The organism is Lentzea aerocolonigenes (genome assembly GCF_000974445.1).
Classification (GTDB): Bacteria; Actinomycetota; Actinomycetes; order Mycobacteriales; family Pseudonocardiaceae; genus Lentzea; species Lentzea aerocolonigenes.
Map to the genome: position 1 here is coordinate 300,856 of NZ_BBOJ01000012.1, position 11,781 is coordinate 312,636.

The 11,781-nt window shown below is 68.3% G+C and carries 14 protein-coding genes; 5 read left to right on the forward strand and 9 right to left on the reverse strand.

Going from position 1 to position 11,781, the window contains the following annotated elements; translation table 11 throughout:
- Positions 1 to 117: 117 nt before the first annotated feature.
- The gene (locus tag AOM45_RS24090) at positions 118 to 870 is read right to left on the reverse strand and encodes a nuclear transport factor 2 family protein (protein ID WP_030467364.1); all 753 of its coding nucleotides are present in this window, start codon (positions 868 to 870) and stop codon (positions 118 to 120) included.
- 43 nt (positions 871 to 913) lie between these two features.
- Positions 914 to 1,126, reverse strand: a complete 213-nt coding sequence (locus AOM45_RS52400) for a hypothetical protein (protein ID WP_201780056.1) — start codon at positions 1,124 to 1,126, stop codon at positions 914 to 916.
- Between AOM45_RS52400 and AOM45_RS24095 the strand changes: the two genes are divergently transcribed.
- Positions 1,118 to 1,765, forward strand: coding sequence for an AraC family transcriptional regulator (locus tag AOM45_RS24095; RefSeq protein ID WP_201780057.1), 648 nt, complete (start codon positions 1,118 to 1,120; stop codon positions 1,763 to 1,765). The genes AOM45_RS52400 and AOM45_RS24095 overlap by 9 nt on opposite strands.
- Here AOM45_RS24095 and AOM45_RS24100 read toward each other — a convergent pair.
- Positions 1,742 to 2,611: an aminoglycoside phosphotransferase family protein gene (locus tag AOM45_RS24100; protein WP_030467366.1), complete on the reverse strand. Its 870-nt coding sequence runs from the start codon at positions 2,609 to 2,611 to the stop codon at positions 1,742 to 1,744. The genes AOM45_RS24095 and AOM45_RS24100 overlap by 24 nt on opposite strands.
- 65 nt (positions 2,612 to 2,676) lie before the next feature.
- Entirely contained in the window at positions 2,677 to 3,129 is a 453-nt protein-coding gene (locus AOM45_RS24105; protein ID WP_051783234.1) for a winged helix-turn-helix domain-containing protein, read from the reverse strand.
- Between the two features lie 322 nt (positions 3,130 to 3,451).
- Here AOM45_RS24105 and AOM45_RS24110 point away from each other — a divergent pair, with 322 nt between their 5' ends.
- From AOM45_RS24110 to AOM45_RS24125, 4 genes are read left to right on the forward strand one after another with little or no spacing between them, the layout of a single operon-like run.
- Entirely contained in the window at positions 3,452 to 3,838 is a 387-nt protein-coding gene (locus AOM45_RS24110) for a MerR family transcriptional regulator (RefSeq protein ID WP_030467368.1), read from the forward strand.
- A complete protein-coding gene (gene trxA / locus AOM45_RS24115) occupies positions 3,829 to 4,137 on the forward strand; it encodes a thioredoxin (protein WP_030467369.1) in 309 nt (102 codons plus the stop codon). The genes AOM45_RS24110 and trxA overlap by 10 nt, the downstream gene beginning before the upstream one ends.
- 18 nt (positions 4,138 to 4,155) lie before the next feature.
- Positions 4,156 to 5,739 (forward strand): Na+/H+ antiporter, encoded by a 1,584-nt coding sequence (locus tag AOM45_RS24120; protein ID WP_030467370.1) that lies wholly within the window; start codon positions 4,156 to 4,158, stop codon positions 5,737 to 5,739.
- A 15-nt stretch (positions 5,740 to 5,754) separates the two neighbouring features.
- Positions 5,755 to 6,765: a gamma-glutamylcyclotransferase gene (locus AOM45_RS24125; RefSeq protein ID WP_051783236.1), complete on the forward strand. Its 1,011-nt coding sequence runs from the start codon at positions 5,755 to 5,757 to the stop codon at positions 6,763 to 6,765.
- Here the strand turns inward: AOM45_RS24125 and AOM45_RS24130 are convergent.
- The 5 genes from AOM45_RS24130 to AOM45_RS24145 all read right to left on the reverse strand — a co-directional run.
- A complete protein-coding gene (locus AOM45_RS24130) occupies positions 6,756 to 8,693 on the reverse strand; it encodes a VWA domain-containing protein (RefSeq protein WP_030467372.1) in 1,938 nt (645 codons plus the stop codon). The two genes, AOM45_RS24125 and AOM45_RS24130, sit on opposite strands and share 10 nt — an antisense overlap.
- 187 nt (positions 8,694 to 8,880) lie before the next feature.
- Positions 8,881 to 10,425 (reverse strand): hypothetical protein, encoded by a 1,545-nt coding sequence (locus tag AOM45_RS24135; RefSeq protein WP_051783238.1) that lies wholly within the window; start codon positions 10,423 to 10,425, stop codon positions 8,881 to 8,883.
- 58 nt (positions 10,426 to 10,483) lie between these two features.
- Positions 10,484 to 10,717 (reverse strand): DUF397 domain-containing protein, encoded by a 234-nt coding sequence (locus AOM45_RS49785; RefSeq protein ID WP_346004011.1) that lies wholly within the window; start codon positions 10,715 to 10,717, stop codon positions 10,484 to 10,486.
- Positions 10,632 to 10,967, reverse strand: coding sequence for a Scr1 family TA system antitoxin-like transcriptional regulator (locus AOM45_RS24140; RefSeq protein WP_269083660.1), 336 nt, complete (start codon positions 10,965 to 10,967; stop codon positions 10,632 to 10,634). Before AOM45_RS24140 ends, AOM45_RS49785 begins: the two co-directional genes overlap by 86 nt.
- Before the next feature lie 135 nt (positions 10,968 to 11,102).
- A partial coding sequence (locus AOM45_RS24145) for a group II intron maturase-specific domain-containing protein (RefSeq protein ID WP_269083658.1) occupies positions 11,103 to 11,781 on the reverse strand: 679 nt, incomplete at its 5' end.

Here is an 11,781-nt window from a genome sequence, read left to right on the forward strand (position 1 = left end):
CGAACGCGAAGTGCGTTACCAGTTCGTCAAAAGAGAAACGATCCTGCCGATGCAGCGCGACCAACGTCGTGCTGCGCACCTCCCCGCCGAGCAGGGAGGTGCGGTGAGCACAGCGGCTCAGAACAGGCCGTTGGAGTGCGGCAGCGAGGCGGGGATCGGCGCGATCACGTCCCAGTGCTCGACGATCTTGCCGTCCTGCACGCGGAACAGGTCCCAGTACGCCACCGGCTCGCCGAACTCGCCCTCCGACTGCAGCAGAACGAGATCGCCCTCGGCCACGACCTTGTGCACGGTCTTGTACACGAGGTTCTTGCCCTCCGCGGCCCACTTGCCCGCGGCCGCGCCGAAGCCGTCGAGGCCGTCCGCGGCCTCCGGGTTGTGCTGGAGGTAGGTCTCGGTCGAGATGTAGTCGGTCAGCACCGAGTAGTCGGCGTCCTGCAGGACCCGCTGCGCGAAACCGGCGACCAGCGCACGGCTCTGCTCGGTGTCGGCACCCGAGGGCGCCTGAGGTCCGTCCGTCTGGGACCGGCCGCTCGCCGTCTCAGAAACCACGGGCGTGAGCGCGTCCCAGTGCTCGGCGAGCTTGCCGTCGGCCACCCGGAAGAGGTCGAAGGCGACCAGCGGCTCCGGCGCGAAGCCGTGGTAGACGCCGTGCAGCGCAACGAGGTCACCGTCGGCGATGACGCGCGCCAGCTCGTAGCGGAAGTCGCCAGGCAGGCTCGCGACGAGCCCGCGCAACGCCTCCGGCCCGTCCGCGGCCAGCGAGCTGTGCTGGCGGTAGTCCGCCGCGACCCAGCGGTCCACAGCGGACGGATCCTTGTCGCCGAAGAGTTCGCCGGCGGCCTTGAGCACGAGTTCCTTGTTGTTCATGGCTCCAACGATGTCCCAGCAGCACACCGAAAACGAGGTAGGATCACGCCTCATCATGGTCAAAAGTGGACAGGTCGCCCAGTTCGGCTTCAGCAACCCCGACCGGGGCCAGTTGGGCGTAGAGGTGCTCGACCTCGCCGTTCTCCGCCGCCGGGTCAGCGAGGAAACGTTCACGAAGGTGCACCGCACCGACTTCCACCAACTGTTCCTGTTCACCAAAGGCACTGCCACGACCATGGTCGATTTCGTGGATCACCGCAGCGAGCCCGGCACGCTGCTGCACGTCACCCCCGGCCGCGTGCTGCGCCTGCCCGACGGCGACGCCGACGCGCTGCTGGTGCTCTTCACCCCCGCCTTCCCACCTCCGCTGGACGGCGCGCGCCCGTTGCTCAACCCGTTCGGCCCGCCGCGGCGCACCGTTCCCAAGGCCGAGCAAGGCGTCATCATCCGCGCTGTCGGGGACCTCCGGCAGGAGTACCGCCGCAACCTGCTCACGAACGAACCGGTCGACCTGCTCCGGCAGCTGCTGGGCGCGTTGCTGCTGCGCCTGGCCCGCCTCCCCGCGAACGCCGGCAGCACTCACAGCGACGCCCGGTTCGAGCGCTTCCAGCACGAACTGGAACGTTCGTTCGCGACCACGCGCAACGCCGCCGAGTACGCGGCGCGCATCGGCTACTCGCTGCGCAGCCTCAACCGCATCTGCCTCGCCGCGACGGGCCGGTCGGCGAAGGCGTTGATCGACGCCCGCGTGGCGCTCGAAGCGAAACGGCTGCTCGTGCACACCGATCTGTCGTCGGCCGCGATCGGGCACCGGCTCGGGTTCAGCGAGGCGACGAACTTCACCAAGTTCTTCACCCGTGAGACGGGCGTGTCACCAGGCGCGTTCCGCCACTAGCTGGTCGATCGCGTGCTGGGCGATGCCGACCACGAACGGGTTCGTGTCGCGGTAGTACGGCAACGCGAACACGGCGAGGTGCAACGCCCACCCACGCGCGCGGGCCCACGTGGCGTCGTCGAAGTCCAGCTCACGCCGGAACGCCTTGCGGGCGCGTTCGTCGAGGAACAGCCACGCGGTCATGAGGTCCCCCGCCGGATCCCCGACGCCCGCGGAGCCCCAGTCGATCACGCCGGTGAGCGCACCGCCGGTGAAGAGCAGGTTGCCGCGGTGCAGGTCGGCGTGCAGCCAGCGGCCGGGCCGGTCCCAGCGCGGCGCGTCGAGAGCCTCCTCCCAGAGCTTCACCAGCCGCGGATGGCCGCCGATCTCGGCGATGCAGCCGCGCACCTTCTCGTCGCTGCCGGCGGGAGAAAGGCGGCCGCGGTACGTCGTCCACGGCTCACCCGTGGCGTCGACGCCCTGCAACGCCTGCACCAGCTCGGCCAGGCGGATCGCGGTGTCGTCGTCGACGGCGTCGATCGTGGAGATGTCGCCGCTGAGCCAGCGCACCACTGACCAGCGGTACGGGTACCCCAGCGCGGGTTCGCCGAGTTCCAGCGGTTCCGGTACCGCGACGGGGAGGTGCGGCGCGAACTTCGGCAGCCTCACGGCGTCGCGGTCGCCCTGACCGTTCGCCCACTCGATGCGCGGGAGCCGCACCGCGAGCTCGTCGCCGAGCCGGTAGATCGCGTGGTCGGTGCCGCCGTGCCTGACCTGGGTGATCGGGAGTCCGTGCCAGCGCGGGAACTGCGTGCGGATCAGTTCGTCCACAAGGGACACGTCCGTCGCGATCTCGTCCTCGTGCATGCACTCCCCTTCGAGGCCCGGTGTCCTTGCATGCAACACCGGGCCTGTCAGGCGGAGCAACCGGTTTACCCCGCCCGTCGGTCGGCCAGCCGCACCACGTTCCGCGACCGCTCGACCCGCACGCGCCCGTTCGACGCGACCAGGTACCCGACGCCGCGCACGGTCTGGATCACGTCCGCCGCGTCACCGAGCTTCTGCCGCACCCGCCGGACGTGCACGTCGACCGTGCGCGCGCCGCTGTACACGTCGTCGACCTCCCACACGGCCGACAGCAGCTCACGACGGCGGTGCACGCGGTCCGGGTGCTCGCACAGGTGCAGCAGCAGCTCGAACTCGAGCCGGGTGAGCTCGACGGGCACGTCCCGGACGAGCACCTGCCGCGTGTGCGGCAGGATCCGGACGTCCACGTCCTCGACCACCGGTTCCGCGGCCTGCACCAGGCCCACGTCCTTCAATGCGCCGAGGAGCCGCAGCGCGGTGTTTTCGTCGTCCGTGTCGATGGTGATGCTGAAACGCATGACACCTCCTCTGTCAGGAGGCCAGATCCTCTGATCTGTCCTTTGAGGACACCAAGGTGGGCGTGCCGGAAGGGGAGAAGGTCAGCCCGTACAGGCGGCGCTGGACACGCGGCCGTGGTCGACGTGCCTGCGGGAGGACAGGAACAACGCGAAGCTCATTCCTGCCCTCCCTTCCCTGCGCTCCGATGAGAGCACGTGCAGAACGCGGCTCACGTTAGGGACCGGCCGATCTCCTGAGCAAGGACGTCCACGTGCTGAACAACTGTCGGACACCGAGCCGATCCTTGCCTTGACGTGCGCGTCAAGGTTTAGCGTTGCTGTCATGAGGATCGGCGAACTGGCCAAGCGAGCCGGCACCACGACGCGTGCGCTGCGCTTCTACGAGTCGCAGGGCTTGCTGGAGGCACAACGCACGCCCAACGGCTACCGCGAGTACGACGACCACGACCTGCGGCTGGTGCGGGAGATCCAGTCGTTGCAGGCCGTCGGCATGTCGCTGGAGGACACCCGGCCGTTCGTGGCGTGCCTGCGCGCGGGCCACGAGTCCGGCGACTCGTGCCCGGACTCGCGGGAGGTCTACCGGCGCAAGCTCGCCGAGGTGGACGCGTGCCTGGACCGGCTCAACACCGTCCGGGAGTTCCTGCTGGCCAGGCTCGCCTTCCAAGACCCGTGCCTCGTGGCCGAACCCAAGGAGTTCCAGTGCAGCTGACCGACGCCACGTTCGCCTCAGAAACGCGGACCGGCACCGTGCTCGTCGAGTTCTGGGCGCAGTGGTGCGGACCGTGCCACATGCTCTCGCCCGTGCTCGACGAGATCGACCGCGAGCGCGACGACCTGAAGGTGCTCAAGATCAACGCGGACGAGAACACCGCCACCGCACGCGACTACCAGGTCATGTCGCTGCCGACGATGCTGCTGTTCCGCGACGGCGTGCCGATCCGGCAGATCGTGGGAGCGCGTCCCAAGTCCCGGCTGCTGGCCGAATTGGATGCCGCGCTGAGTGCGTGAGCCGCCTATCTTGAGCGCATGCTCGGTCTCGAACTCGTAGTGGTGCTGGGCGTGTGCATCCTGGCGAGCAGCGTCGCGTCAGGACGGTTGCGCGTCGCCGCCCCGGTCCTGCTCGTCCTCTGCGGCGCGGTGCTCGGCTTCGTGCCGGCCCTGGAATCGGTCAGCCTTCCGCCGGAAGCGATGCTGCTGATCTTCCTGCCCGCGCTGCTGTACTGGGAAAGCCTCAACACCTCGTTGCGGGAGATCCGCAGCAACCTGCGCCCGATCGTGCTGCTCAGCACGCTGCTCGTGCTCGCCACCGCCGCGGCGGTGGCGGCCGTCGCCCACGCGCTGGGCCTCGACTGGGGCCCGGCGTGGGTGCTCGGCGCAGCGCTGGCCCCGACCGACGCGACCGCCGTCTCGGCCATCGCACGGGGCATGCCGCGCCGCACCACGACGATCCTGCGCGCCGAGTCGCTGATCAACGACGGCACGGCGTTGGTCATCTACGCGATCGCGGTGGCCATCACCACCGGAGAACAGCAGTTCAGCACCGGTCTCGTCGGCTTCCGGCTGCTGCTGTCCTACGCGGGCGGCGCGGCGGCCGGACTGCTCGTGGCGTGGCTCGTCGTGCAGGTGCGCAAGCGCCTGGACAACCCCGTGCACGAGACCTGCGTCAGCATCCTCACCCCGTTCGCCGCCTTCCTGCTGGCCGAGCTCGTCCACGGCTCGGGCGTGATCGCGGTGGTGACCTGCGGCCTCGCGCTGGCCCGGGTCGGCCCGCGCATCGTGCGTGCCGACGCCCGCCAGGTGAGCACCGCGTTCTGGAGCATCGCCACGTTCCTGTTGAACGGCGCCCTTTTCGTCCTGATCGGACTCCAGGCCAACAGCGCCGTCCGCTCGCTCGACGGCTCGGAGATCCTCACCGCGGCCGGCGCGATCGGCCTGGTGGCACTGACCGTCGCGGGCACGCGCCTGCTGTGGAGCTACACGACCCCGTACATCATCCGGGCCATCGACCGCCGCCCCCAGCAACGCCTTCGCAGGGTCGGCGCCCGCCAACGCCTCGTGTCGTCCGCAGCGGGCTTCCGCGGCGCCGTGTCACTGGCCGCCGCGCTGGCCGTCCCCGAAACCGTTGTCGGTGGCGGCCCGTTCCCGTTCCGCGAGGAGATCGTCCTGATCACGTCCGGCGTGGTCGTGCTGACGCTGGTCGTGCAGTCGGTGATGCTGCCGTCGATCATCCGGTTCTCCCAGCTCCCCGACGACACCGCCCTGGACGAGGAGCTCCGGCTGGCCCAGGCGACGGCCTCCGAGGAGGCCTACGAGGCCCTGCCCTCGCTCGCGGACAAGGTGGGCGTGTCGGACGTCGTCTACAAGCGCGTGCTCGCCGAGTACGAGCACCACCTGGAGGTCAGGCGGGCCAAGGAGGCCGGTGACGACGAGGTGGCGCAGTCCGAGCTCGAGTACACGACGCTGCGGCTGGAGCTGATCGCGCACAAGCGGGCGACCGTGGTGCGGCTGCGCGACGAGGCGACGATCGACGACACGGTGCTGCGGGCGGTGCAGCGGCGGCTGGACGTCGAGGAGGTGCGGCTGTCCCGCCGCGAGATCGAGGAGGACTGACGTAGTGTCGGTCTCATGATCACTTCTCGGGAGCGCGTGCTGGGCAGGATTGCCGACCACCTCGTCGCGGTCGGCCCGGGACGTCCGCTGCGGGTGGCCGTCGACGGCATCACGGCGTCCGGCAAGACCACGCTGGCCCGCGAGCTGACGGCCGCCATCGCTCTGCGGGGTCGCTCCGCGGCGCACCTGTCGATGGACGGCTTCCACCACCCGCGCGCGATCCGGCACCGGCAAGGACGTGACTCGGCCGACGGCTACTACGCCGACGCCTACGACTTCGCGTCGTTCTCCCGCCTGGTGCTGGAGCCGCTCGGGCCGGGCGGGGACCGCAAGTACCGGCAACGGATCATCGACCTGCTCTCGGACACACCGATCGACGAACCGCCGGTTGAAGCTGCCGAGGACCTCGTGCTCGTGGTCGATGGCAGCTTCCTGCAGCGCGACCTGGAGTGGGACGAGGTGGTCTTCGTCGACACCCCGTTCGAGGTGGCACGAGAGCGCGGCACGCGCCGGGACACCGACCTGCTCGGCGGGCTGGAGCAGGCTGAACGGGCCTTCGACCAGCGGTATCACGCCGCCAGCCGCCGGTACCTGGCCGAGGTCGGTCCGGCTGCTCGGGCTTCCGTGGTGGTCAGCAATGCCGATGTCGCACGTCCGGTGCTGCGGCGGATCGGCGGGCCGGCGGGCGCGGTCGTGCACCTCTTCTCGTACGGGACATTGCAGACGGCGTCGGTGCAGGTCGAACACTTCGGGCGGACACTGGTCGGCAAGGAGGACGTGCTGCCGGGACATCAGCAGGACTGGGTGACGATCACCGACCCGGCCGTGGTCGCGGTCAGCGGGACGGACCGGCATCCGATCGTCAGGCACACCGGCGACCCTGCGGACACGACTGAAGGCACTGTCCTCGAACTGACCGCCGAGGAGCTTGCGGCGGCGGACATCTACGAGGTCGACGACTACCGGCGAGCACTGGTGCGGCTCGGGTCGGGCGTGGACGCCTGGGTCTACCTGGCTCAGGAGTAGCGGTTGCGCAGGAAACCGGACCTGCTCTGCCCGAACCTGTTCATCGCGAAGACGGTGTAGACGCCCTCTCGCGCGTCGGTCCACGCCTGCGTCAGGCCGAGGTTGTTCGCCAGGGTGATCAGCTTCCGGAAGGTCACCTGGTCCTCGTGGAACTGCCGCGCCGGGATGAGGGCGTGGGCCGCGCGCAGGGTTTCGACGTGGCCGGTCAGCCTCCTGACCGCCGCGGCCCTGTCGTCGTGGTACAGGTCTTCGAGCGCGTGGAACACGACCTCGCTCGTCCAGAGGCCCACGGCGTGCGTGAAGACCGTCTCGGTGTCGATCGTCGTGGCGGTGGCGAGATCCAGGACGTGCCGGCGGTTCTCCCTGGCGACGGCGTCGACGTACTGGATCGCCGCCTTGCCGAAGCCGGCCCGTTCCGCCTTGCCGAAACCCGGCTGGATCACCTTTGCCCGCAGTTCCAGGACCACCCAGTAGGTCTCACCGAACGCCAGGTCGGGCACGAAGAGGCGGATGCCGTCGTCCTCGGTCACGAGGTCCGGCAACGACTCGACGCCGATCTGGTCGCGGGCGCGGTGTTTCGCGGCCGCCACGTCTCGTTCCACGCGGGCGCGGGTGGACGGGTCGGTGATCAGGTCGTGCCCGTAGAAGTGCCAGGCGGTGACGTCCGCGTCGAGCTGGATCCGCAGCTGGACGTTGATCGCGGCCAGGTGCTCGCGGCGGGCCAGGTCCTCGGTGAGGTTGAGGCGGACGTCGTCGGGATCGGTCACCACCGTGCAGGAACCGCCTGTGAGACCGGCGAGTGCTTCCAGTTCACGCACCCGCGCGTCCGCACCGAAGGCGAAGCACGACAGGGTCAGGTCGCCGCGGATCCGGTCGGCGATGTTGCGGCGGATGGTGATCCAGTTGCGTTCGCCAGAGTTCGGCTCGCCGTCGGAGAAGAGGTAGAGGCAGCTGAGCGGGTCCGTCTCGCTGTGCGAGTGCCTGGCCAGCTCGTCGATGCCGTAGAGCACACCGAGGTTGATGTCCGTGCCGCCGTCCGCCTCCAGTCCTGTCACGACGGCGTCGAGCCGATCGGCGGAGATCTCCCGCTTCGTCGTCGCCTTGAGGGTCGTGCGGACCTCCGTGTCGAAGGTGACGATTCCCAGAACGTCGTCGTCACGCAACTGCGAGTACAGCTCGCGGATCGCAGCCTTGACCGTGTCGAGTTTCGTGCCGTGCATCGACCCGCTCGTGTCCACGACGAACACGAGGTTCAGCGGCAGGCTTTCCCGGCTCGACGGCTCGTTCCGCGGAATGTCGCCGGTCCGCAGCGCCAGTTCGAGAAGATGAGTGGTGTTGCCGTTCACGCGGAAGTTCTCCTCGGCCGCGCGCATCCCGCAGCTCACGGAGAGCGCCTCTCCTGGCGCCGGCTCGGGAATTCCCGAGGTATTCGCGGCGATGAAATCATCGAACCGGATCTGCGTCTGGTCGATCAGCACGCCCTGGTCGATCAGATCCGCGATACCCAGGGTCGCCCTCGTCCCGAACGCGTTGTTGCGCCGGATGAACAACCCGCTGCGGGGAAGCGGATCCGGGCCGTCGGCGGCGAACGGGAGGTCCAACGACGGCCAGACGGAGATCTTGGCGTCGAGGGGCTGAATGCTGTCGTTGCCCAGGTCACCGGCAAGGATCATCGGCAACTGTGCGAAGTGGCGCGTGACAGGCTCGGACAGACACTTCTCGTCAGCTGAGAACCCGTCGTGGTCGGCCAGCCGGCTGTACCCGTCGTCGATCACGGCCGGGGTCTCCACGAGCACCGGCGGGATCTCCACAGCGGGAAAGTCGTCCTCGTCCGGAAGCTCGTCCTCGACAATCACCGGCTGCGGTTCGACGCTGTCGGTTTCCCACCACTCGTCTTCACGGCGCGGCAACGGTTTGCGACGCAACACAACAGCACCGGCAACCACAATTGTGACAGCGACAAAGACCAGGATCCAGACGAGATTCATGACTCTGCCCCTGCGCGGCCGATTCACGACGAGCGCACAAAGTAACATTTTCACCCGCGAGGCGGTAGCCGACGTCCAGCGGCATTCTGCACGGCCTGGAATTGCCTGCCCGCGGGAGATGAATTGCCTATGACACCAGAGAGAGACCGCGGCGCACCGGCTCCGGAGCGGCAACGGGCTCAGCCGACGGCACGACGACCTCCTCGCCGCCGATCTCCCGCGTGATCCACGGCCCGGACTCCACCATGACCTTCAGGCTGCGGGCGTCGAGCGCGTTGATCCGCCCGTAGTACCACTCGTCGGTCGCCAACGACCCCATCCGGCCGCCCAGTCGTTTCTTGATCTCCAGCACCCGCTCGAACAACGTCTGCACCAGCGCCGCCCGGTCGAACGGGCCCTGCAACCCCTCGCGGATGCGGTCCTCGATGCCGCGCGGCACGCCCTCGGAGTCCGGCATCAGCATCGTGGTCCAGGCACGTGACTTCTCGCGGTACTGAAGTTGCTGCATGATCCCCTCGTGCTGAGCGAAGTCGGCGGCGCGGAAAGCCGAGCCGCGCCAACGCTTCTGAAGGTTCACGGCCAGGGACAGGGCGCTCTTCAGGCCCGTGTTCAGGCCTCGGCCCGGCCAGAAGTGCAGCGAGTTGGCCGCGTCGCCCAGGAGGAAGCCGAACGTCGACGGGGCGAGCTGGGCGGTGAACTTCGACATCTGCTGCATGCCGAGGGTGAACGAGGTGATGCCCACGACGTCCGCCGCGCCGACGCCGAAGAAGCGCAGGCCGTCGAGGATTCGGGGCCACAGGTACGAAAGCTTGTCGACGGACGGCTTGAACACCGCGCGGTGGCGGTCGCAGACGAAGCGCGTGCCAGAAGGACGCATCGTGCAGCCGAACTTGCCGATGCACGACACCGGGCCACTCTCGCCCAGCGCCACGATCTCGGAGGCTTCCTCGGCGGTCAGGCGCATGTTGATGAAGCCACCGCCGAGCGAGTTGAACAGGAACCTGTTCTGCGCCACCGTCAACGGCACGGTGTGCTCGTCCGGGACCTTGGCCGTCACGCGGATGCCGAGGACGCGCTCGTCCAGCGGCGAACCGTCCACAGAGAACAGTTCACGGCTCGGCGTGCCGAACTGGTCCTTCAACGAGTCACGGGTCGCGGAGCGGGCGCCGTCGGCGATCGCGAGGACGTGCAGGCCGTCCCAGCGGTCGGGCTTGGTGTAGGCCTCGGGGATCACCTCGATGCCGTAGACGTCCTGGGCCATGTCCAGCAGGGCGTCCTCGATCCAGCGGATCTTGATGTTGCGCGGACGGCCCTTCGACTCCGGCGAGTCCGGGCCGAGCGGCCACATCTCGGAGAACCTGCCCGGCACGAAAAGCCGTTGCTGCACGGCAACGGGCAGCGCCGCCCACACGTTGCTCTGCAGCGTCACGACCTGCTCGCGCCGGTTGTTGCCCTCAGCCACACCGCGCCACACGACGCGGTTGCCCCGGCGCATCCAGCGACGGTCGTGGACGCGCACCGAGACCCTGTCCCCCAGCAACGACTTCACGGTGCAGGCGAAGGCGAGACCGACGGGACCGCCACCCGCGACGTCCACCCGCAGCGGAGCAGTCCTGCGCAGCGGCACAACCTGACCGCCCTGCTTCGGCAGCAGCACCGTCTTCTCGTCCATTGCCCGTCCCCCTTGATCCCGTTCGACGGCGGGAACACGTGCGGGGAAGGGAGACGGTTCAACGACTTTCGAGGAAGTTTTTCCAAGCGGTGGAACTGAAGGTCAGGACGCCTCCGGACGGGTTCTTCGAGTCCCGGACGAGAGCGTCTTGGGCCAGCGACACCTCGACACAGTCACCATCCTCCGTGCCACCGCTGTAGCTGCTCTTACGCCATGCACGTTCCTGGGTCATCGAGGTCCTCTCGCGATCGGCCGACGTACTCCGCCAGCTTCCTCCGAGATTGTTCCTCATCCAAGGCGACCTCAGCCAAACGGTCGAACAGCATTCGGGTTCGAATGATCGCGCCCGGATCCTGCACGAACACGTTCACGAGATCAGCCTCGATGAACGTCACCGGCATGGCTTTCTCGTACTCCCACAGGGTGCAGCTGGACGCGATCACCGGAGCGTCCTCGGGGACGATCCTGACCATGTGCACGTTGAACAGCAGCCGGAGGTACTGGTCCTCCATGATTCGATCATCGCCGACCCGCGTCTGCAGCGCGTGGTGAGGTCGACTCGGAGCGCCCTGTCAGCATTGCTGCTGGTGGGTTTCTCCGAGCCGCCTCCCGAACCCGGCGTGCCCATTACTGAGCACCGGGCTCTCCATGATTCCCGTGTGGACGATCGGGTCGCCTCATCCGATGGCCGCCCAGGGCGTAGGAATACGGGCTCCTCGATACCGGTAGCGAGTAGTGGACACCCGGCCCGGTTCGAACAGCCGTCCCCGCGCTGTGATCGGCCACCATCCGCCGCCGCAATAACGTCGGCGGAGCTGCTTCCACGTGATCCGGCGGTGTTTGCGTCGGATCCATCCAATGACCTGCCGCCAGGTGAGATGACTCAGCCAGTGGAAGGTCGAACTCGACACCCCCGGCTGGAAGTAGGCGCACCAACCCCGCAGAGCCGGGTTGAGCCGACTCAGCAAGACCGGAAGCGGCCGGTTGATGTCCTGTCGACACAACTTCTTCACCTTGCCCATGATCGCCTTGAGCGATTGCCGGGACGGATAGGTGTAGATGTAGCGCCGATCGCTGCCCTTCTGCCGATGACGCTGGATACGCCACCCCAGAAAATCGAAGCCCTCGTCGATATGGGTGATCATCGTCTTGGACGCCGACAGGCATAACCCCATCGGCGCCAGCACCTCCGCCACCACCTCACGCAACTGTTCAGCGTGCTCACGGCTGCCCGACACCAGCACCAGGAAATCGTCCGCGTACCGCACCAAGCGGTAGTTGGCCTGGCCCCGGCGTCGGCGTATGGTGCGCTGCCATCCCGGCGTGGCCGGGCCGCCCGCGGCCTGGGCGACGTAG